The organism is Vibrio sp. JZG10, assembly GCF_054064075.1.
Window position 1 is genome coordinate 339093 of the sequence record NZ_JBSUGE010000003.1, and the last position, 22128, is coordinate 361220.

A 22128-nucleotide genomic window follows, 5' to 3' on the forward strand; every position below is an offset into this window, starting at 1 on the left:
CTCGTTGTTATTTATCTTGGTGTTGAGTTGATTTCACTTCACGCTGTTTCCACAGCTTGAAGATGGCAGGTAACACAAGCAGTGTTAACAGCAGGGCAGAGGCCATGCCACCAATCATCGGTGCAGCGATGCGTTGCATCACTTCAGAGCCTGTCCCCTCGCCGTACATGATTGGAATAAGACCAATGATTACCGTTAATACGGTCATCATGACAGGCCGCACACGTAAGCCAGCACCTTCGCGAATTGCGTCTGTAAGATCCCGCGCTTGAAGCGGTCGTTGTTTCTCTTCTGCATCCAGTTTTCGGTGGTGCCACGCTTGGTTGAGATACACCAGCATGATGACGCCTATCTCCACCGCAACGCCGGCGAGGGCGATAAACCCAACCCCCACGGCAATAGAGAAGTTGTAGTTCAGATAATGCATCAGCCATAAGCCACCAACCATTGCTAAAGGCAGCGTTAGCATGATGATCAGCACCTCACCCACACGGCGGAAGCTGAAGTAAAGTAGCATCATGATGATCGCAATAGTGATTGGTACTACGACACTTAAGCGGTCTTTGGCGCGTTCCATGTATTCGTACTGACCTGACCAAGCCAGCGAATAACCCGCAGGTAATTCAAGTTGATCTGCTACTACTTGTTGTGCTTCCACGACGTATGAGCCCAGGTCACGACCTTCGATATCCACGAAAACCCAACCGTTTGGACGCGCGTTTTCGGTTTTGATCATCGGTGGGCCATCCTCATAACGAATATCTGCCACGTCTGCGAGTGCGATGCGTGCGCCGTTGGGGGTTACCAGTGGTAGGTTTTGCAGTTTAACCACAGAGTCACGGTAATCTTGCGGATAGCGGACGTTAATCGGGTAGCGTTCCAAGCCTTCAATGGTTTCTCCAACATTCATACCCCCAACAGCTGTTGAGATAACTTGCTGAACGTCTTTGATGCTCAATCCATATCTCGCAGCTGCGCGGCGTTTGATATCAATCGTTACGTAACGGCCACCCGCGACACGCTCCGCATATACAGATGAGGTGCCGTGAACGCTATTAAGAATAGGTTCCAGCTGAGCACCAATTTTTTCGATCTCTTTCAGGTCTGGGCCTGCAATCTTGATCCCAATTGGCGTTTTAATACCGGTCGCCAGCATGTCGATACGCGTTTTGATCGGCATTACCCAAGCGTTGGTGAGTCCTGGAAACTGAATCAGTTCATCGAACTCTTTGCGTAACGACTCTGTCGTCACGCCTTCACGCCATTGATCGTGAGGTTTTAGCTGAATAACAGTTTCAATCATAGTGAGTGGCGCAGGGTCGGTAGCCGTTTCTGCACGGCCAATTTTGCCCCAAACCGTTTTGACTTCCGGTACGGTTTTGATCAGTTTGTTAGTTTGCTGAACTAGTTCACGTGCTTTACCAATCGAGATTCCCGGATACGTAGTCGGCATGTACATCAAGTCGCCTTCATCCAATGGTGGGATGAACTCGCTACCCAGTTGACTGGTTGGATAGTAAGCTGACGCCATTAGGCCTAAAGCGATAACGATCATACTCTTAGGATACTTGAGGCTGGTATTCAGCAACGGGCGATACAGCGCAATTAAGCCTCTATTTACTGGATTCTTATGCTCTGGTAATACGTTGCCACGGATGAAATAACCCATGAGCACAGGTACGAGGGTAATTGCCAAACCTGCCGCTGCCGCCATTGCATAAGTTTTAGTAAAGGCGAGAGGGGAGAACATCTTGCCTTCTTGACCTTCCAGTGCAAACACTGGCACAAAGCTTAACGTGATGATAAGCAGTGAGAAGAACAGGGGCGCGCCCACTTCTTCAGCGGCTTTGCCAATCACTTGCCAGCGGTTCTTATCCGTGAGAGGCGTTCGTTCAATATGCTTGTGGACGTTTTCTATCATTACGATGGCACCATCCACCATTGCACCGATTGCTATGGCAATCCCCCCGAGCGACATGATGTTGGCATTAATGCCTTGAGAATGCATGACGATAAACGCGGATAAAATACCGACGGGCAAGCTCAGCGCGATCACCAAAGACGAACGGATGTGAAATAGGAAGAGGGCACAAACAATCGCCACGACGATGAATTCTTCCGCCAATTTCTTCCACAAGTTTTCTACGGCAGCGTTAATCAGCGTGGAGCGATCGTAAGTAGGCACGATTTCTACACCATCCGGTAAGCTGCGCTGTAAATCTTCCAGTTTGTTTTTAACTTTGCTGATGACTTCACTCGCGTTTTCGCCGAATCGCATGACAATAACGCCACCAACCGCTTCACCTTCGCCGTTAAGTTCAGAGATGCCGCGACGCATTTGCGGACCTAAGTTGATGTCAGCTATGTCGCCCAATAAGAGCGGTGTACCTTTCTCTGTCACTTTGAGCGGGAGTGATTCAATATCCTCAATACTCGTTAGGTAACCTGTAGTGCGAACCATATGTTCCGCTTCTGCTACTTCAACAACAGAGGCGCCCGTTTCCTGATTGCCGTTTTGGATCGCCATGTTCACTTGTTGCAGTGTCAGGTTGTAAGCACGTAGCTTAGCTGGGTCAATCTGAACTTGATATTGCTTCACCATACCGCCAACGGTTGCGACTTCAGAGACGCCATCGACGGTTTGCAGCTCATATTTCAAGAACCAGTCTTGCATACTGCGTAGATCAGCAAGATCATGGTTGCCAGTTTTATCTTGCAGTACATAGCTGTAGACCCAGCCCACACCCGTTGCATCTGGTCCTAATGTCGGTTTTGCACTCGGTGGTAATTTAGGTGCTACTTGGCTTAGGTACTCTAAAACGCGCGAACGTGCCCAATACATGTCGGTATCATCGTTAAAAATGATATAAACATATGAGTCACCAAAGAATGAATAACCACGAACGGTTTCTGCACCCGGTACGGCGAGCATCGCGGTGGTTAGCGGATAAGTAACTTGATCTTCCACCACTTGAGGTGCTTGGCCTGGGTAGCTTGTTTTGATGATCACTTGAACATCAGAAAGATCCGGAATGGCGTCTACAGGTGTATTCTTTACACTGTAAAGTCCGGTTAAAACAAGCGCTAAGGTAGCGATCAAAACCATGAAACGGTTTTTGATCGACCAGCGGATTATTGCTCCAATCATAGTTAGCCCTCAACCGCTTCAAGTTGCTTCAAGACGTAGTCAGCTCCTTGTTTTTCAACTAAAAACCGTACTTTCTGACCTTCTTTGAATCCGGATAGATCCACTTCATCACCCACAGAGAAGTTCATCTCTCCTGCCTCCCAGTTCCATTCTGCAACTGGGAGGTGGTTGAGAGTTATCATCCCAAAATTCGCCATCAACATGCTGATATCTCCGGTAATCCATACGTCAGTCACGACAACGCTGTCATCGGTTTTGTAGTCAACGACTTCATATTGACCGGACTCTGTTTTCTGAATTTCAAACTCGATAGCTTGGCCTTTTTGCAGAGTGCCCACATCAACGTCATCTGCGAGGGTAAAGTTCATGACCATACCCGGCCAATCCCACTCTGCTACGGGCTGATGATTAATGGTCAACATACGGTGATCTTTCATCACATCGGTGATTTCACCCTTAGCCCAAACTGTTTCTACTTTGGCTTCAGTAGGTGATGAAATACGGGATAGATCAGCCGTTTGGCTCGATTCCGAATCCAACATAAAGTGCGCAGAGGTTACGATGCGATCATCTTGAGACAGACCTTGCAGCACCTCGATTTTGTCGTCGGCTTCACGCCCAACTTTGATGCGCGTTGAGCGGTATTTACCATCGCCTTCAGACAACACGACTCGGGTCATACCGCCGGATCGAATAACGGAAGACTTAGGAATCGTCATAACTGCGTTATCAGTGACTGGTTGAAGGGCAATGTTGGCAAACATATTAGGTTTAAGATCGCCATTCGGGTTAGGGAACTTGAGGCGTACACGCAAGGTACGAGTTTTAGGATCCAGAATAGGGTATACGTAGTCGACAACCCCTTTCCATTCATTGCCTGGAATAGCATCAAGCGTCATAGTGGCGCTACTTCCTGCTTTCATCCAGTGAGCTTGGCGCTCAAATACTTCGGCATCCACCCATACATTTTCAAGTGGGCCCGCGCTGATCACCGCTTGAGCAGGGGATAGGTAACCACCTTCACGAACGTTCAAACTCGCGATGACGCCATCTTCCGGAGCTTTAATTTCAATAGTTTGCGACGCTTTCCCGCGTTGAGTGATGGCTCTGATTTGAGAACGATCAACACCCAGTGTCACTAAACGTTCTGTCGCGCCTTTCACCAGACCATTACGCCCAGTTCGGTAGGCGTTCAGTAGCTCTTCTTGTGCTTTGACTAGCTCAGGCGAATACAGCGTGAACAGCACATCGCCTTTGTTGACCTTTTCACCCACGGCATTGATGTAAAGCTTTTCAACCCAGCCAGCCACGCGAACGTTGGTTTGCCACAAATGACTTTCGTCAAACGCGATATAGCCGACAGTTTCAATCCGAGGTGAAAGTTGCTCTAAAGAGACTTGAGCGGTTTTTACACCTAAGTTGTTTTCAACTGATGGGTCAATTTTTACCGTGCCGGGTTTGTCTTGTTCACCTGCGAGATCTTCAGCGTACACTGGGATCAAGTCCATGCCCATTGGCGATTTGCCCGGTTTGTCGCGCTTATAATTTGGATCCATTGGAGCAACCCAATAGAGTGGCTCGTTTGAGCTGCTTGCAGCGTTAGCGCCTGAGCCACTCATGTCGTGGTTTGCACCAGATAGGTACTGATTAACGCCAAACCCTAGTGCCCCGCCAACAAGCAGAGCAATGGTTGCTATCTTGATTGAATTTGAACTCATTCCTAATTCCTTATTTTCCCCATGAGGCATGACAGCGATGTTGATTGTTTATTGGTGTGCATTCGCCATCGTCCCCAAACTTGGGTTCTCTCATGTTTTGTTTTAGTTCGCGCTTGCTTCAGTCGTGATGTTGGGTGCGGATACTTGATATTCGAAACCACCCAATAAAGCCGCTAAGTTGCTGTTTACGATGTTTAAATCGGTAATAAGACGTTGCTGTTCGAGCTTTAGCGCCAGCTCGTCTGTGCTTGCCATGATCACGTCGTTAAACTGTGCGGTGTTGTTTTGATAACCCCTTTCTACCGCGTGAATACGAGCTTGAACTTGGGGAAGTAAGGTGGATTGATAACGCTCTAAACGCTGACTCAAGTTGGCGCGATCAACCAGCAATGTGTTGACCTTCGCGTTCATCTGAGTCAGTAACGTATCTTTTTGTGAGCGAGCAGCCCCCACTTGATACTGAGCGGCGGCTAAGTTGCGGTCTTGGCGATTGCCAGTGAACAGGGGAATGTCCATTGTTAGATACGCGCTCACCAAATCCGATGCAGGTTCGCCTTTCATATTGTTGGCTTGACGATAGGCGTACATCACTTCCACACCGAATTGAGGCGTGTAAGCTTGCTCTGCAATGTCCACTTGAGTTTCATTGGCAGAAATACTTACGTCTGCCATTTTCACCATCGGGTGCTCACTCAACTGTTGGTAGTGCTTGGTCGTTTCGTTATTTGCAGACAACTTTTGGTTTAATGACGCCCAAGTCAGTGTGTTGCTGGCTTGAAGTGTTGAGCGTCCGTTTTGGGTATAGGTATTGAGCCAGTCCGAGCCCAACCATTCTGAGAGTTGCGAGACCAAACGGCGCTGCATTTGTGCGTTGGCTTGCAGCTTTTCATCCAACTTACTCACTTGAAGCTGTGCATTCAGTAAATCTTGCGCTTCGCTTTTGCCGATTGAGTAATTGGTTTGAATGAAGTTTTCCATTTCCGTCATGAGCCGACGGTTTTCTAGCAAAATTTGCTCTGCTTTCTGCTGATAGCCCAGCTCCAACCAAAGCTGAGTCATGCTGTTTGCCACTTCAAGCTCCCGTGCGTGAACTTGCAACGACAAACCATCGGCTTGTTGATTGGCTTTCTTTTGTTGAAGATTGAGCGTCGAGCCACGTTCGAACTGTTGCATCAAACCGACGGAGATATTGGTCATCGGATCCTCGTCAAATTTGAAGCTATCGACAGGCAAACCACCAAAACCGACTTTCAATTTCGGGTCCATCAAGGTTGCGCTGGCTACGCCTGTTTCACGCATTGCTTCCGATTGAGCATAGAACTGCTTACGGTTGCCATCGTTACTCAACGCAACGCTAATGAGGTTTGCTAGCTCATTGGTTGACTGAGCGTGGATTGATTGAGCTTGCGCTTCTTGTTGTGCTTTCGTATTGGCTGGCGATTGTGCCACCACATTGAAAGCAGGTAGGGCAACCAGAGCCAGTGAGCATACTGGTGCCACTAAGCGATTTGGGTTGAATTCCATAATTTACATCCAAATTGATACCAAGCTCTTTTGCGTTTCGGGATCGATTGAACCGAGCGGGAGAGCGTTGGTATTTGCCAAACGGATGACGCACTTTTTTATCGCTAAATAGCAGGTAACAAATGGAGTTACGAGCGAATAGCTGAGGTGAGCACGCTATCAGTTGGGCGCAAAGAAACTGCCTGCAAAGCGATGCAGGGTCGAATGCTTTGTATGGATTAAACTATCGGAGGCCGATACAAATCATGGGTGACTTGTACCACTGGTGCGGTAATTTCTGAGGCAATGGATGCGCGACAAGCCAATGGGGAGAGCTGGCTGTCAGTGACTGGTAATGGGACAAAAACGAATGAGCAAGATGCTGTACAGCAATTGTGGATCATACCGGAGCCATCAACACAGCTCATGGTAATCTCTGCAGAGTCGGAGCTCAACGATGAGGCCATCTCCATGCTCATACTCGGGGAGCCGCAGTGATCGTTCTCGCTTGCCATTTCCGTCATGTGAGCAGACATCATGGCATCACTCGACATCATTTTTAGGCTCATTAAAGGCGCACTATTTACCACGCTAGATACCAGCAGTATCAGCGTTGTACATAACGTTAGCCAAATTGTATGCAATGATTTCAGACGCATACGGTTTCCAGTCAAAATGAGCTTATATATCGAGTAACCACTAAATAATAAAGGTTACCCTAGGGGTAAAGTCAAGGATTATACCGACCCCTTTCGAGATAATGAGTTCTACATCTTAAAGTCAATTGGACATATTAATCGCTAAGAAATATCTCGCTAGTGAGTTTTTTGTCACACGAACTTTCCATGGTAGGGGTTATCCTTATAGAATGTAAGGTTTAATGTGCCTGCTTCGGGGGTTGTATGATAGAAATTGTCATCGATGGAAAATATAGAATTGTAGAAGAGGGGCTAACCCTTCTGGAAGCAGCCAAAGTGTGCGGGGTCGAAATCCCTTCACTGTGCGGAATGAACAAAAGTAACGAGAAAATTCCGTGTGATTTGTGTGTGGTCGAAGTGGAAAGTGGCGGAACTAAGCGCGCCTGTGATCTCAAAGTGTACCGCGGCCTCAATGTCGTCACACAATCAGAACAACTTAGTGAGCACCGCAGAAAAGCGCTCAACCGAATCATGACGGACCACTACGCAGACTGTGAAGCTCCATGCAAAACGGCGTGTCCTGCTGGGGTAGACATCCAATCTTATCTCTACCATATCTCGCAAAACGATCATCAAAAAGCGATTGAAGTTATTAAACGCACACTACCAATGCCGTTATCGATTGGGCGTGTGTGTCCGGCATTCTGCGAAAGTGAGTGTCGCCGTTCTTTGGTGGATGAGCCGATTGCCATTCGCCAACTCAAACGCCATGCCGCAGACGCAGATTTAGCGGCGCATGAAGCGTATGTCCCAGAGAAAAAACCAGCGAAGCATCGCAAGATCGCCGTTGTTGGTAGTGGTCCCGGTGGCTTAACGGCAGGTTATTACTTGTCGAATGAAGGTTATGACGTCACCGTATTTGAGTCCATGCCAAAAGCAGGCGGTTGGCTACGCTACGGCATTCCTGAATATCGCCTACCCAAAGACATTCTAGACAAAGAAATCGAACTGATGTGCCGCAACGGCATGCAAGTTGAAACCAACAAAAAGCTTGGGGTTGATTTCACGCTGTCGCAATTGAGTGAAGACTACGATGCTGTCTGTTTGGCTGTGGGGGCGTCTCAAGCGGTAGAAATGAATTATCCTGGTAGCGAGTTGGACGGTTGCTACCTCGGTGTTGATTACCTGAAAGATTACGTTACAGAGCAAAACTACGTTACGGGCAAAAAAGTTGCCGTGATTGGTGGTGGTAACACTGCGATCGACTGTGCGCGTACGGCGCGTCGTGCGGGTGCCGATACCACTTTGATCTATCGTCGAACTCGTGACGAAATGCCAGCCGAAGACTACGAAATCGTCGAAGCTGAACATGAGGGCGTGAAGTTCCATTTCTTAACGAATCCGGCGCAAAACATCGCGGGTGAAAACGGCCGCGTGAAGGCAATTCGATTAGAACGAATGGCGTTAGGTGAGCCAGATGCGTCTGGTCGTCGTAGTCCGAAACCAACGGGTGAGTTCTTTACTGAAGCATTTGATACCGTGATTGCAGCGGTATCGCAAAAGCCGGATCTCAGCTTCTTAGAAAACGATGAGCTCTCCATTCCACTCACGCGTTGGGACACATCTGAGTCCGACTCGCAAACCATGCACACGGGTACGGGCAATATCTTCAGTATCGGTGATTTTCGTCGTGGTCCTGCGACAGCGGTTGAAGCCGTGGGAGATGGGCGAGTTGCGGCAAAAGCGATTGATCTGTTCCTCGATGGCGATATGGCGGACATGCAGAAACCTGCGTTCAACTCTCGTAAAGAGAAAAAACTGGCGCAGGTTGACCCACTTCATTTTGAAAACATCCAAAAAGTTGCTCGTTCAATCATGCCGGAGTTGACTCCAGCGCAGCGTGAGCAGAGTTTTGCTGAAGTGGAACTGGGCTTTGATAACGAAGAGGCCATGAAAGAAGCGGCGCGCTGCTTAGAGTGTGGTTGCCAAGCGAATACCGACTGTGCCTTGCGAGATTACTCAACGGAATATCATGCCGAGCAACATTTCGATGTTTCCGTGGACGTTTCCTCTGCTAACGTGATTGGTCATCAAGATTGGCTCGATTTGCGAGCGAAAGATCTTCGTCATAAATACGAAGTAGACCGCAGTTCTGAGTTCATTGAATTTGATGCTAACCGCTGCATCAGTTGTGGTCAGTGTATTCAAGCATGCCGCGAGCAAGCGGTACATGGTGTGTTGAGTTTTGTGTCGGATAAAAATGGCCGACCAGCTTTACGACCAGATGATCGTCCACGATTCCGCTCCGATGAAAAAGGCGCAAGTTGCAGCGGTTTGACGCTCATGGGCGATTCAAAATGCGTGCAATGTGGGGCGTGTGTTCAGGCATGTCCAACGGGCGCGATGGTGGACAGCCGTGACCGCTCTCAAGGCAGAACCGAACATCTAAAAGCCGTCGATACCATTTGTACCTATTGTGGTGTGGGTTGTAAGTTGACCATGTTTGTCGATGAGCAACAAAACAAAATCCGCTATGTAAAAGGGGCGGATTCGCCGGTTAACCAAGGTATGCTGTGCGTGAAAGGCCGTTTTGGTTTTGATTTCATTAGCAGCGAAGAGCGTTTAACGACACCACTGATTCGTAAAGATGGTTGGTTGCAGCCAGCAAGTTGGGACGAAGCGATTCAGCTAGTGGCTTCGAAGTTTTCGACCATCAAGCAAGATTTTGGTAGCAACGCACTGGCCGGATTCTCTTCAGCGAAAACCACTAACGAAGATAACTACGCGTTTCAAAAATTCATCCGTCGTGAACTTGGTACGAACAACGTTGATCACTGCGCACGTTTGTGTCACGCATCAAGTGTGACAGGGCTTGAAGCATCGTTGGGGAGTGGTGCGATGACCAACGACATTCCAAGCATTAAGCATTCCGATGTGATCTTTATTATCGGTTCTGACACCACATCTGCGCACCCGATCATTGCTTCGCACATCAAACAGGCGATTCGTCATCACGGGGCGCGCTTGATTGTGGCAGACCCGAAACGAGTAGACATGGCCGAACATGCAGAGCTGTACTTGGCGCATCGTCCGGGTACGGATGTTATGTTGCTCAATGGCGTGATGCAGCAAATCATCAAAAATGGTTGGTACGATCAAGAATACATCGAAGAGCGCGTCGACGGCTTTGATACCTTGCTTCAAGAGGTGATGTCGCCAGCGTACAACCTCGACAAAGTTGAGTTAGTGACGGGCGTAAAAGCGGACGATATTTTCGCGATGGCACGAATGATTGGTACGGCAAAACGCACGGCGGTGTATTACTCAATGGGTATTACCCAGCATACAACAGGGCACGACAACGTTCGTTCGATTGCAAACCTGCAATTGTTGTGTGGCAACATCGGTATTGAGGGTGGTGGTATTAACCCACTGCGCGGTCAATCAAACGTACAAGGTGCGTGTGATATGGGCGCATTGCCGAACTGTTATCCGGGATACCAAAAAGTGTATAACCCGATTGTTCGTCAGAAATTCGCGATTGAGTGGGATGCGCCGAACTTACCTTCTGAGCAAGGGCTTACCCTAACGGAAATCATCGATGCGGCGTGCAAACGAGAAGTTCGCGGGATGTACATCATGGGCGAAAACCCAGTACTGAGCGATCCAAACCAAGCACACGTGATTGAAGGGTTGGAAGCACTCGACTTTTTGGTCGTGCAAGACATCTTCCTCACCGAGACGGCGCAGTACGCCGATGTGGTATTGCCTTCTTGTTCATTTGCGGAAAAATCCGGTCACTTCACCAATACTGAGCGACGCGTGCAGCGCGTTAATGCGGCAGTGAAAGCGCCGGGTGAGGCGAAAGAAGATTGGTGGATCATTCAAGCGATCGCAAACTCGATGGGCAGCGATTGGCATTACCAGTGTGTTTCTGAAATCACTAGCGAGATCGCGCGTGTAACGCCGCAATATGCAGGGTTGCGTTGGGACGCGATCACGCCGAACGGTGTTCAATGGCCAAGTAACAAGAACAATCCAAACGGTACTCGTATTATGCACCAAACCCAATTTACCCGAGGGAAAGGGCAAATGGTGGGCGTGCCGTTCCGTTATGCAGCTGAGTTGCCTGACGAAGAGTATCCTTTGGTGCTTACAACAGGGCGTGTGCTAGAACAATTCCACACCGGTACGATGACACGCAAAACGAAAGGGTTGGATAACCTTGCTGGGCCAAGAGCGATGATCAGTGTTGAAGATGCCGAAGTAATTGGTATCCATAATGGTCAGCGCCTAAAAGTGTCGACTCGTCGTGGCAGCATCGAAATTGATGCGTTTGTGACTAAGCGAATGCAAAAAGGGGTGGTGTTTATCCCGTTCCATTTCGTTGAGTCGCCAGTCAACCGCTTGACGACTACGGCCACGGACCCGCATGCGAAAATTCCTGAATTCAAAGTCGCAGCGGTTAAGATTGAAATCAGTGAAACGGCCGCTCAGCCAGAGCCTGTCGAGGAGGCGGTACACCACGTCTAACATCAACGCTTCACGCACTGGCGAGTTGAGAAATTGCATTTAAGCTTATGATATGTAATAGCGAAACGAGCAGTGCGTGTGTCGAGCGTTTTTAAGTGGATCCTATTGCTTCTACCCGCTCTTATTTGGCTGGCGGTCAGGCAAATTGAACATATTTGGTGGGCGGAGAATCTTACCTCGATTCCCGCCCTCATTGTGTTCACTTACGTTGTTTTAGCCTCGGCGTTTTTTATTGCTCGCCGATGGTTGCAAAGTGCATTTTCTGCCTTTGTCGCTATTTTGTTTGTCTCGTTACTTGTTCCGCCGCAGCGCAGTCATGTGGCGTCTTGCTCGCACTCGTTGAGCGTCATTCAATTTAATCTTTTTTACGAAAACTCAGACATCAATCAGTTCATCAACTATCTGTTGAGGCATCCTGCTGATTTGGTGGTGATGCAAGAACTGACGCCGCGTGTTGGCAGCCTCTTGCACATGTTGGATGATGTCTATCCGCATTATTATGGTGGCCAACGTGACGTGGGGTACCCTTCAAATTTGATGATTCTTAGCCGACACCCCATCACGGAAGTTTCGGTTTATCGTGCGCCAAATGGACAAGAAGTCATCAGAGCGGTTTGGCTGCCTAAAGGTCAAGCACCGATCACTTTGTTTGCGGCTCATCCTCCGTCACCAAGAACCAGCGAGCTTTGGCATCAAAGAAATGCGTTGGTGCGAACCATAGAAACGCTGACCGCGCTTTATCCCGAGCCAGAGGTGTTGGTTGTGGGGGATTTCAATCTCTCCTCGGTTAGCCCTCGTTTTTCTACGCTGTTCCCGAGTTTTCAAACCGCGCCAGTGACGAGCTGGCCAACTAACATCAAAGGCATCAACGTGCCAGAGCCGATGATGATAGGTATTGATCATTTGTGGCTAAAATCCGAGCAAGGACAGCGAGTCATTTGCTCTCGTGAATCCTCTGCTTTACCACAAGGCTCAGATCACCGCATGGTGACAACCCAGATCGGTGTGCATATTCCATAGTTCAAGCTCTTAGAATTTGTCATGTTTCATAAGTAAAACCTGTGCTGAGCTTGTCATAGAATTGACTGTCTCTGACGATCCTCTGTTATTTGAGCAAGTTCTATAACCTAAACTTTGCTCGCTTCCTATACTGAATTAACGAAGCAGAGTTTTTATAACAACAAGAGGCAGCTTGCATGACAAGAACAACCTCATTTGCACTCGTTCTATTACTGATGTGCGCATACTTTGGTTACAACCGTTATTACGTGTATCCGCAGCAGTTGGAAACACAGGCCAAATCCATGTTGATACAAATGGCAAATCGTGAAGAGTGGATGGATGTGTTTGAAATGATGAACCGCGTAGAAGCTCACAAAGGGCATTTAGAGCTCGTGGCCGATGTTACGTCTTCTGATGGCAAACGTGCTTACAGTGAAGGTTTTATTACCTATACCGATCGTGAAGGTGTCGTCTGTAAACAGGTGGTGTTTAACTTTAAAATCAACTCTTTGAAAAACTACAGTATTTCAGACTTACGAGACTGCTCGTACGGAGAATATTATTAAGGTGATTTGCTTAGTTAAGTCCGGTAAAACTAAATTTGAATATCCAAACAAAAATAGCCTCATTGTCGAGGCTATTTTTGTTTCTGCGGAAGAGAAAAAATTGGCAAGTTTAATCGAGCGATTTCTTAAACCTCAGTGACGCGACGACCAATCCAAATACGGTAAACCCGAGCAACCAAAGGGTATCTCGCCATAAGTCCATCAGATCCGCCCCTCGCAACACAATGCCTCGAATCATGCGCATAAAGTGAGTGGCGGGCAGGGCTTCTGAAATCCACTGTGCTGCGACTGGCATGCCCTCGTAAGGGAACATAAACCCAGATAGCAGAATCGAAGGCAGAAGAATGAACACCGTCATTTGCATCGCTTGAAGCTGTGTTGTGGCGATGGTGGATATGACCAATCCTAAGGTTAAGCTGGCGGCGATAAACAACAAGGTTCCAAACAGAATTTGGCTGATGGCACCGTTAATTGGTACGCCGAAAATCCAATGTCCCAACCCTAGAATGATGAAAACCTGAATTAAGCCGACAAAGATATACGGCACGATTTTCGCCACCATTAGCTCTATCGAGTGGATGGGCGTGGTTATCAATAGCTCCAAATTTCCCCGTTCACGTTCTCGCACAATCGCGGCACTTGTGAACAAAATCATCGTCATGGTGAGAATCACACCGAGTAAGCCGGGTACGATGTTGACCGCAGAACGCCGACTTGGGTTGTAGTAGAGTGCGACTTCGAATGTTTTGCTTGGCTCTGGGCGAATCTCGAAATCAAAATCGGTTAATGGCATGGTTTGCAACGACAATATTGCCGAGCTGATCATGGTATCTGACCCATCCACAATCCATTGCCCAAGTTCTCGACCTTGCATCATGCGTTGTGTGAGATCGCTTGGCAAAATCAGCACGGCGCGCACAATACCATCTTGAATCGCTTGTTCAGCCTCTTGCGCGGTGGCATAGGTTTCTTTGATATCCACCACTTGAGTGACTTTTACGGATTGGGTAATGATCCGCCCGGCGGTACTGCCACTTTGATCGACAACACCTACCGGAATGTTTCGAATGTCCGTATTGATTGCGAAGCCGAACAGCAAAAGCTGGATAAGCGGGATCATCACCACCATGCCAAACGTGATTCGGTCACGGGAAAGTTGGCGAATCTCTTTGATCATGACGGCTTTCATGCGGGCGATAGGTTTCATCATTGGCGGCCTTTCCCTGTCACGCTGACAAAAACATCTTCTAAGCTTGGGCGAGCGTGGTTCATTTCAGCGTTTTGAAGTTCAGGAAACGTCTGCTTTAACCATTCAATCGGCTGCTCGACATGCTGGTGGATAAGGATGCGTAAACGAATCCCCAACTGCGCCGCAGAGCGAACTTCGTCACGTTGAATCAGCTTTTCTTTGAGTTCACGAAGTTTGTCGGCTTTCACCTCAATGATATTAACGCCCATCTGTTCCATTAACTGTTCGGGTTCGCCATCGGCACGAATTTCGCCCGATTCCATGATCGCCAGACGGTGGCAGCGTTCCGCTTCGTCCATGTAATGCGTGGTGACCAAAATCGTCGTACCTTGATCGCACAAGTCGAATAACTGCTCCCAAAAATCGCGTCGATTTTCGGGGTCAACGGCGGATGTCGGCTCATCCAAAAATAGCAGTTCGGGTTTGTGCATGGTCGCCGCGGCGAGTGAAAGGCGCTGCTTTTGTCCGCCACTCATGCCGCTTACGCGCTGTTTGCGCAATTGATCCAACCCGTAAGTGGTGAGCTGCTCTTCTATCCGCTCTTTCAGCGACTTGCTGCTTAAACCAAAAATTTGCCCAATAAATTCGAGGTTCTCTTGAACGGATAGGTCATCGTACAACGAGAACTTTTGTGTCATGTAACCAATTTTGAGCCGCAGTTGTTCGGATTGCTTTGGGATTTCTAATCCAAGCACATCCACACTGCCTTCGCTTGGGCTGAGAAGGCCGGTGAGCACACGGATGGTGGTCGACTTACCGCAACCATTTGGCCCCAAAAATCCGTAAATGCTGCCTTTGGGCACGTTGAGTGTGATGTTATTGATAGCAGTAAAGTCGCCGAACTTTTTGACCACATTTTGAGCTTGAATTGCATACTCGGTCATTGGCTTACTCCACCAAATCTACTTGGGCAGGCACACCGGACGGCAACGTTTTTGCAGACTCAGGTAAATCAACTTCTGCTAGATACATCAATCGTGAACGTTCTTCTTCGGTTAGTGCGAAGTAGGGCGTGAATGACGGCTCACTAGCCACCCAACGAACGGTGCCTTGTAATGGACTCTCAAGGCCATCGACATTTACCGTCACGGTTTTTCCAGGAATAAACCCGATTCGATAATCGGCAGGAACATACACTCGCGCATACGGCACGCGGTTGGCTTGAATCACGGCAACCACACCGTTCACTGGTACGCGTTCGCCAAGGTTGTAAGGCAAATTATCGAGCGTACCGTCACGCGTGGCCGTGATGGTGAGTTCTGCCAGTTTTTGCTCTTGCAACGCCACTTCGGCTTTTGCCGCCATTAAAGCGGCTTTAGCTTGTTCGATGTCTTCTAGGCGAGAACCTGCGGTGAGCTTACTGAACTCTTCTTTTGCTGAGTCTAATTCCGCTCTCGCAGAGTCCCTTGCCGCAAGAGCGGAATCTTTTTCGGATTGGCTGATGAGCTTTTTACGCACCAGTTCTGCTTTGCGTTGATAGTTTTTCTGCGCTTCGGTGAGCTGCGCTTCCGCTCGGGCTACGCGTGCCGATGCGGCAGCAATGTCTTCTGGACGTTCACCATTGGTCAATTTAAGCAAATACGCTCCCGCTTTGGCTTGCTCGGCAACGGCGTGTGCAAGAACGGCTTGTTGATTCTTGGTATCGAGCTGAACCAACACTTCCCCTTCACTGACCAAGCTGCCTTCTTTGACAGGAAGGGCTCTAATTATCTCATTAGATGTGGCAGTGAACGTTACGCGGTCACGTTCTAAAGTGCCAAGCGCTTGGTGCGTGTTATCTTTTGAACAGGCGCTTAAAAGGGCAATAACCAATGTGCCAAAAATGATTCGCTTCATAGTGCGGTGCTTCCTTTGAAGAAGTAATGCATGAATAGATAATTTGTGAACGGGAGCGTGTTGATTGAGCCTGCCAACCCGTCGCTAACTGCCATCCATAACGATTTCTTTTTAGAGCTTAGCATTTTATCTACAAGCGATTCTTTTTAAATAGAGAGGCTTAGCGTTGGAAGAGGGCTATGAAGGCCTCAATTTAAAGAACCTTGACCAAGCTCCGGTTTTTATCGGCAAATGACATTAAAAAAGCCCAGCGATGAGCGCTGGGCTCGAATAGATAAGAATGACGTGAGTGACTATGCAGTTTTGAACTGACCGACGATCTCTTGTAGACCTACCGCCAGCTCACTTAAATCGCGACATGCAATTGCGGTTTGGCGTGAACCTGTCGCCACTTCGCTAGAGAACTGGTTGATGTGTTCCACGTTACGATGCAGCTCTTCTGTTACCGAGCTTTGCTCGCTGCAAGCACTTGCAATTTGAATGCTCATTTCAGCAATGTTATCTGCGCCTTTTTCGATTTGGTCGATGGTTGCACCGGCTTTTTGTGCTTGCTCAACGCACTCTTGAATCAAATCGCTGCTGTTATTTGTTGCTGAAACGGCACTCTTCGAACAATTTTGCAGTTTAGAGATGATCGTGATGATCTCTTCGGTTGAAGCTTGAGTGCGGCTTGCTAGCGTTCTCACTTCATCCGCTACGACGGCAAAACCACGGCCTTGTTCACCAGCGCGCGCAGCTTCAATGGCAGCGTTAAGCGCAAGCAAATTGGTTTGTTCCGCGATGTCTTGGATAACGTCAACCACAACACTAATGTTAGACGCATCTTGTTCCAGTTCTGTCACCATGTTGCCAACTGATTGAATCGCCAATGACGCTTCGTGGATTTGGTTAATACATTCTTGAACGACGCTGCGGCCTTCTTTCGCATCGTGAGAAGCACTGTTTGCAGTTTCTGACGCTGCTTCGGTGTTGCTGGCGACTTCATTTACTGTCGCTTGCATTTCGTTCATTGCTGTTGCGATAAGGTTTAGCTGAACTTGTTGTTCATCCATGCCTGTTGAAGTCTGTTCGGAAATCGCGCTCACTTCTTCAATAGCGGTGCCTACTTGAGCAGTAGTTGACGAGATACTGTCGACCAAAGTAAGCAACTTCGCTTGCATATCAACGCAGGCATCTGCCAAGGTGCCAAGCTCATCATGACCAATTTTGTTACGTGGAAGCTGGTAAGTTAGGTCGCCCGACGCGATTTTCGACGCCATGTTTACCACGTAATTTAGTGGTGTGCAGATCTGTTTGGTTAGGAATAGGCCTAGCGTAAAACTCAGTGCCAATAGCGCGACGATAGCAATAATGCTGTAGGTGATTGCGCTGCGCACTGCTTCATGAGCGCTAGCAATATCTTCTTGTACGTAGGTTTGGTTTAGTTCCACTAAATCACGAATCGCATCGGATAATTGTGTGAATGTAGAAAATCCGTTTAACAATGTTTCATTTGCTTCGTCGATTTTATTATTCAATAGCAACTTCGCGTATTCATTGTTAAACGCACTGTATTTAACCCAGGCACTTTTTACTTTATTGAAAGCGTCTCGGTCGCGTTGATCCCACAGTCCTTTCTCATATTGGTCTAGATATTTATCAATTTTCTGTTCAGATTTTTCTAATCCGGCTACCCATTCCATGAATTGAGGGTGATTGACATTGGTTAATAAAGAGAATTCATCCTTTCTTAAAATTCCGAGTTCAATTTCGGTATTTTTTACGAGCAATACGCTAGGTACGGTGGTTTCAGAAAATACGGTAAGCTTTCCTTCTATCATCTTGATTTCAGATGTAAAGAAAACGGAGAGAGCGATAACAGATAACGAAATGATCAAAATCAGCGCACTGATTTTATACTTGATACTTAAATTAGAAAGTTTCATAGACTCACTGATAATGGGGGTTTGAAAGGCTCGGAGTCTATTACTGAGATTTGAAATATAGTGTGATTAATGTCTCAAATAAATTTATCGTGAATAAAATTAAGTCGTAATCTAAATGTTCATAATTAAAATAAATCCTTGTTGTTTATAAAATTAATTATAATTTATAAATAAATGGAAATTAATAATGTGTTTCAATTTGGTGTTTATAGGAAAATTAACTGTTACATGATTATTATTTATTTTATCCCGATTTTTGTTTCTTATTATAGCGTTTGCTAATGAAACTTAGATCTTGAACATAAAATACATTCTTCGTCTTTAATATAACACTTGAAAGTAACCGTAAGTCGAGGCTTTCATGCTCAAGGCTGACATACTGTTTAAAACGCCAAACCACTTTAACTGCAAATGGCGATGTCGTTGCGGTTTTAAATGAGCAATTGCTTCACATTTTAAGTGGCTGATTCGTAAAATGGATTGCGGTCTGCCATGACAATAGGCAAGGTGTTGAATAATACGAATCACTCATATAAGGCCATCCATGACAACAACTGGTCACGTGCATTTTTATATTGGCACTTACACCAACCCACCGAGTACGAGCACGGGCATTGCGCGTCTATCGTTGAACACTGAAACGGGTGAACTGACTCGGCTTGACGATGTTGTAGTTCAACGTAATCCGTCCTATCTCACGACCACCGAACACGGGCTGTATACGTTTAGCGAAATGGATAGAAATGAAGGTGCAGAACTCGCGTTTTTTCGCGGTAGTGAATCCGTCTCTTTGCCGATTAGTGGCGATTATCCGTGTCATTTGGATATCAAAGAACCGTTGTTGGCGGTTGCTAATTATGGCTCTGGAAATGTTAGCGTATTTCAATTGGATCGCGATGGTAAACCGCTTGGTTTATTGGCGGATTTATACGTTGATGGATGCGGGCCGAATTTAGAGCGCCAAACTTCTCCTCACGCTCATCAAGTCACGTTTTTAAAGCACAGTGATCAATTGGTTGTCGTAGACTTAGGCAGCGATAGCGTCCTTATTTATGATTACGAGGCCCAGCCGCCGGATTTTTCACTGTCGCAAGTGATTCATTTGCCCGCAGGTTCGGGACCGCGCCATGTGGTGTTTAACCAACAAGAGTCGACAGCGTATGTGGTTTGCGAACTGTCAGAAACCTTGATTGTGTTGGTTAAGCACCAAGATAAGTGGCTTATCTCGAATCAAACAGAATTATTAGAAGGGGAAGAGAATCAGCAAGCGGCGGCGGCGATTCGTCTTTCGCAAGATGAAACGTTTTTGTATGTCTCTTGCCGAGCTCAGAACAAAATCAGTGTGTTTGATGTGTCTGGCGATACGCCAAAAAGGCGAGCAGCCATTCACTGTGAAGGGGTTTTTCCACGAGATTTTGTGTTGTCTTGTGATCAAAAGTGGTTGTTGGTTGCCAATCAACATTCCCACAATGTGGTGAGCTTTTGTCGCAACCCTCAAACCGGTGAAATTACCCCAACGGGTTATGACTGTGAGATAGGCTCTCCAGTGTGTATTGTCGAACAACCTTTGTAACGATTAACGCTGAAACAACAGGAAATAGAAAAGCCTAGCGGGCGGCTAGGCTCTCAAGGATAAAAACAGTTAACGCCAATCCTCAACGCGCAGTTAGACGTAAATTTTGCCTTTCATATACAACACACCATCACCAGATACATTGACGCAATTTTCTTTGACTTCGCAGTACAGAACGCCACCACGCGCTGATGCTTGATACGCCACTAAAGATGCTTTGCCGAGCTCTTGCGACCAATATGGTGCTAAGCCTGCGTGGACTGATCCTGTGACAGGGTCTTCATCTCCGCCGTTCGCTGGCCAAAAGTAGCGAGATACAAAGTCGTATTGACTGCCTTTTGATGTGACGACTACATCGTAAGGGGCGAGTTGTTTCAGTTGGTCGGATCGATATTGAACATCAAAAACGGTTTGTTCATCTTCCACGATAACGAAGTAAGCTTGTGGGCTAAGCAGTACGTGTGTGACTTCGCAGTTTAATCCCTCAATTAATTGCGTAGGAATGGCGTTGACGGGCTGTGGCATTCTTGTCGGAAATGTCATTTCAATCTTGCCAAGTGCGTTCTTAATTACGGTTAAGGTGCCCACTTTTAATGTATGAAACTCAATACTTCCTGTAACGCCGAGTTGGTCGAACAACACCATGGAAGCAGCAAGCGTTGCGTGTCCACAAAAGTCGATTTCTGTGAGTGGCGAAAACCAGCGTACTTCATATTGATTCGTACCAATCGCTTTAACAAACGCGGTTTCAGAGAGGTTGTTTTCCGCTGCAATGTTTTGCATTAGATCTGGTTCTAACCACTCTTGCAAGGGTACAACTGCGGCTGAGTTGCCTTTAAATTGCGTGTCTGTAACTGCGTCAATGACGAAGATATCCAGTTCCATTTTGTCTTCCTTGTTCTATGAGCGGTTAGTTAGCATAAACCAGATGCAACTCAGAAAATAAGAAATTTATGTTAGAATCTTAAAGTTTCAAAATAGACGATGATTTTATGTTTCATGATACTTATTGGTGTGCCCTGGCTTGGGTTGATGAATAGACTTGAATTGAACTCATTGAAAGGAAGAAACACATGAAAGCGATTCACAAGTCTGTTTTGGCCCTTAGCGTTTTGGTTATCGGCTCTGCCCATGCTTTTGAACTAACGAGCAAAGATATTCAAGAAGGTCATCCAATGGCGAAGACATTTGAATATTCAGGTTGGGGATGTGATGGTGCGAACCAGTCTCCACAACTGATGTGGAAAGACGTTCCAAAGGGTACAAAAAGCTTTGCGATTACCGCGTACGATCCTGATGCACCAACAGGCAGTGGTTTTTGGCATTGGATAGCGTTTGATATTCCAGCCTCAGTTAACGAATTGCCTCGTGGCGTTGATATCAGCAAGCTCGGCGGTAGGGAGTCTCGTATCGATTACGGTACTACTGGTTTTGGCGGCGCATGTCCTCCAGAAAAAGATGGTATGCACCGCTATCAGTTTACCGTTTGGGCCTTACCAAGTGACAAGTTGAACTTGGATGAGAACACGCCAGCGGCGGTTGTGGGATTCACGTTGAATAGTGTTGCATTGGACAACGCGAAGTTAACCGCGACTTACACACGATAATTGAATACGAAAGGGGAGAAGATGGGGCATCAATATCAAGTGACGCTGTTTCGTGCGGAGCAGCAGCAAAAGCTACGTAATGTCAGGATTCACTCCCCGAGTATTATCCAGATCATTAAAGGGAGTAAGCGTCTGTTTTGGAAAAACGAAGCGTTTGATATTCTTCATCCTAACATCATGCTTTGTGAAGCAAACGCTTCGCTGAATTTTGAAAACCTTCCTCAACAAGGGCGTTTTCTTTCACGAATGTTCAGTTTTCACTGCGTACCTAGCGATGAAATGTTAGAGCTGAGTATGAGTAATGCATTGGGAAATTACGTCCCAGCGGTGGAGACAGACAAAGCACTGCAAGCGACATTAAATGCCTTGTTTTCTTTTGAACGGGAAAGTTTAAGTGAAGCGACGCAACGTTATTGGATGATGGGGTTGTATCAGCAGTTAGCAGAGCGAGGACTATTGCATCGGCTTTTCTCGAGTTCCAATACCTCGTTCAGTCAGAAACTCAGCCGCTATCTGTCACGCTCTCCGGGCGATGACCACCCTTTGGAATTTGTTGCTGAGCGCTTTGCTATGAGCCGAGCAACGTTGATACGCAAACTCAAACAAGAGGGCACTCAGTATCGCGAAGTGCTGGCAGAAGTGCGCTTAAATCACGCACTCTACCTGATGCAAAATGGTTCATACAACGTTGCGTTACTCGCGCAGTTGTGTGGCTATCAATCGGAAGGCCGTTTTAGCCAACGATTTAAAGGCAAGTTTGGTTTAACGCCCAGTGAGTACATAAAAACTGTCGTCAGTTAGTACTTAATATTGCTGTTTGGCTCGATCTT

At 47.2% G+C, this 22128-nt stretch carries 15 protein-coding genes; 6 read left to right on the plus strand and 9 right to left on the minus strand.

Annotated elements, in window-relative coordinates; translation table 11 throughout:
• Positions 1-7: 7 nt before the first annotated feature.
• The 4 genes from ACWYVB_RS06385 to ACWYVB_RS06400 all read right to left on the minus strand — a co-directional run bounded on the left by ACWYVB_RS06385 (position 8) and on the right by ACWYVB_RS06400 (position 7028).
• Positions 8-3148: an efflux RND transporter permease subunit gene (locus ACWYVB_RS06385; protein ID WP_258614155.1), complete on the minus strand. Its 3141-nt coding sequence runs from the start codon at positions 3146-3148 to the stop codon at positions 8-10.
• A gap of 2 nt (positions 3149-3150) precedes the next feature.
• Complete coding sequence (locus tag ACWYVB_RS06390) at positions 3151-4866, minus strand: efflux RND transporter periplasmic adaptor subunit (RefSeq protein WP_258614153.1); 1716 nt, start codon at positions 4864-4866, stop codon at positions 3151-3153.
• A gap of 102 nt (positions 4867-4968) precedes the next feature.
• Complete coding sequence (locus tag ACWYVB_RS06395) at positions 4969-6390, minus strand: TolC family protein (RefSeq protein ID WP_065645755.1); 1422 nt, start codon at positions 6388-6390, stop codon at positions 4969-4971.
• A gap of 218 nt (positions 6391-6608) precedes the next feature.
• Entirely contained in the window at positions 6609-7028 is a 420-nt protein-coding gene (locus ACWYVB_RS06400; RefSeq protein ID WP_005391253.1) for a hypothetical protein, read from the minus strand.
• A gap of 243 nt (positions 7029-7271) precedes the next feature.
• Here ACWYVB_RS06400 and fdhF point away from each other — a divergent pair, with 243 nt between their 5' ends.
• From fdhF to ACWYVB_RS06415, 3 genes are all read left to right on the plus strand, one after another.
• A complete protein-coding gene (gene fdhF, locus ACWYVB_RS06405) occupies positions 7272-11540 on the plus strand; it encodes a formate dehydrogenase subunit alpha (RefSeq protein ID WP_074189892.1) in 4269 nt (1422 codons plus the stop codon).
• Between the two features lie 72 nt (positions 11541-11612).
• A complete protein-coding gene (locus tag ACWYVB_RS06410; protein WP_074189893.1) occupies positions 11613-12560 on the plus strand; it encodes an endonuclease/exonuclease/phosphatase family protein in 948 nt (315 codons plus the stop codon).
• A gap of 176 nt (positions 12561-12736) precedes the next feature.
• Positions 12737-13108 (plus strand): hypothetical protein, encoded by a 372-nt coding sequence (locus tag ACWYVB_RS06415; RefSeq protein WP_005391248.1) that lies wholly within the window; start codon positions 12737-12739, stop codon positions 13106-13108.
• Positions 13109-13217: 109 nt separating this feature from the next.
• Here the strand turns inward: ACWYVB_RS06415 and ACWYVB_RS06420 are convergent, their stop codons facing one another.
• The 4 genes from ACWYVB_RS06420 to ACWYVB_RS06435 all read right to left on the minus strand — a co-directional run bounded on the left by ACWYVB_RS06420 (position 13218) and on the right by ACWYVB_RS06435 (position 18118).
• A complete protein-coding gene (locus tag ACWYVB_RS06420; RefSeq protein ID WP_021487033.1) occupies positions 13218-14315 on the minus strand; it encodes an ABC transporter permease in 1098 nt (365 codons plus the stop codon).
• Positions 14315-15241, minus strand: coding sequence for an ABC transporter ATP-binding protein (locus ACWYVB_RS06425; RefSeq protein ID WP_005487744.1), 927 nt, complete (start codon positions 15239-15241; stop codon positions 14315-14317). Before ACWYVB_RS06425 ends, ACWYVB_RS06420 begins: the two co-directional genes overlap by 1 nt.
• Positions 15242-15245: 4 nt before the next feature.
• Positions 15246-16193 carry an HlyD family secretion protein gene (locus ACWYVB_RS06430; RefSeq protein WP_025442935.1) on the minus strand — a complete coding sequence of 316 codons (948 nt, stop codon included), beginning with the start codon at positions 16191-16193 and terminating at the stop codon, positions 15246-15248.
• A gap of 293 nt (positions 16194-16486) precedes the next feature.
• The gene (locus tag ACWYVB_RS06435; protein ID WP_021821443.1) at positions 16487-18118 is read right to left on the minus strand and encodes a methyl-accepting chemotaxis protein; all 1632 of its coding nucleotides are present in this window, start codon (positions 18116-18118) and stop codon (positions 16487-16489) included.
• A gap of 544 nt (positions 18119-18662) precedes the next feature.
• Between ACWYVB_RS06435 and ACWYVB_RS06440 the strand changes: the two genes are divergently transcribed.
• Complete coding sequence (locus ACWYVB_RS06440; RefSeq protein WP_457528397.1) at positions 18663-19691, plus strand: lactonase family protein; 1029 nt, start codon at positions 18663-18665, stop codon at positions 19689-19691.
• A 93-nt stretch (positions 19692-19784) separates the two neighbouring features.
• Here ACWYVB_RS06440 and ACWYVB_RS06445 read toward each other — a convergent pair whose 3' ends face one another.
• On the minus strand, positions 19785-20576 hold the full coding sequence (locus ACWYVB_RS06445; protein ID WP_457528399.1) for a PhzF family phenazine biosynthesis protein: 792 nt from the start codon (positions 20574-20576) through the stop codon (positions 19785-19787).
• A gap of 188 nt (positions 20577-20764) precedes the next feature.
• On the opposite strand from ACWYVB_RS06445, the gene ACWYVB_RS06450 reads away from it, so the two are divergent.
• Together ACWYVB_RS06450 and ACWYVB_RS06455 are read left to right on the plus strand one after the other, a co-directional pair.
• Positions 20765-21298, plus strand: coding sequence for a YbhB/YbcL family Raf kinase inhibitor-like protein (locus ACWYVB_RS06450; protein ID WP_457528401.1), 534 nt, complete (start codon positions 20765-20767; stop codon positions 21296-21298).
• Positions 21299-21319: 21 nt separating this feature from the next.
• Positions 21320-22099: a helix-turn-helix transcriptional regulator gene (locus ACWYVB_RS06455; protein ID WP_005391234.1), complete on the plus strand. Its 780-nt coding sequence runs from the start codon at positions 21320-21322 to the stop codon at positions 22097-22099.
• Positions 22100-22128 lie beyond the last annotated feature (29 nt).

Excerpts from the sequence above, each read along its gene's own strand:
- ACWYVB_RS06455 (WP_005391234.1), top strand. The coding sequence starts at position 21,320 with ATGGGGCATCAATATCAAGTGACGCTGTTTCGTGCGGAGCAGCAGCAA.
- ACWYVB_RS06425 (WP_005487744.1), bottom strand. The coding sequence starts at position 15,241 with ATGACCGAGTATGCAATTCAAGCTCAAAATGTGGTCAAAAAGTTCGGC.
- fdhF (WP_074189892.1), top strand. The coding sequence starts at position 7,272 with ATGATAGAAATTGTCATCGATGGAAAATATAGAATTGTAGAAGAGGGG.
- ACWYVB_RS06445 (WP_457528399.1), bottom strand. The coding sequence starts at position 20,576 with ATGGAACTGGATATCTTCGTCATTGACGCAGTTACAGACACGCAATTT.
- ACWYVB_RS06415 (WP_005391248.1), top strand. The coding sequence starts at position 12,737 with ATGACAAGAACAACCTCATTTGCACTCGTTCTATTACTGATGTGCGCA.
- ACWYVB_RS06435 (WP_021821443.1), bottom strand. The coding sequence starts at position 18,118 with ATGAAACTTTCTAATTTAAGTATCAAGTATAAAATCAGTGCGCTGATT.
- ACWYVB_RS06385 (WP_258614155.1), bottom strand. The coding sequence starts at position 3,148 with ATGATTGGAGCAATAATCCGCTGGTCGATCAAAAACCGTTTCATGGTT.
- ACWYVB_RS06395 (WP_065645755.1), bottom strand. The coding sequence starts at position 6,390 with ATGGAATTCAACCCAAATCGCTTAGTGGCACCAGTATGCTCACTGGCT.
- ACWYVB_RS06440 (WP_457528397.1), top strand. The coding sequence starts at position 18,663 with ATGACAACAACTGGTCACGTGCATTTTTATATTGGCACTTACACCAAC.
- ACWYVB_RS06450 (WP_457528401.1), top strand. The coding sequence starts at position 20,765 with ATGAAAGCGATTCACAAGTCTGTTTTGGCCCTTAGCGTTTTGGTTATC.
- ACWYVB_RS06390 (WP_258614153.1), bottom strand. The coding sequence starts at position 4,866 with ATGAGTTCAAATTCAATCAAGATAGCAACCATTGCTCTGCTTGTTGGC.
- ACWYVB_RS06420 (WP_021487033.1), bottom strand. The coding sequence starts at position 14,315 with ATGAAACCTATCGCCCGCATGAAAGCCGTCATGATCAAAGAGATTCGC.
- ACWYVB_RS06400 (WP_005391253.1), bottom strand. The coding sequence starts at position 7,028 with ATGCGTCTGAAATCATTGCATACAATTTGGCTAACGTTATGTACAACG.
- ACWYVB_RS06430 (WP_025442935.1), bottom strand. The coding sequence starts at position 16,193 with ATGAAGCGAATCATTTTTGGCACATTGGTTATTGCCCTTTTAAGCGCC.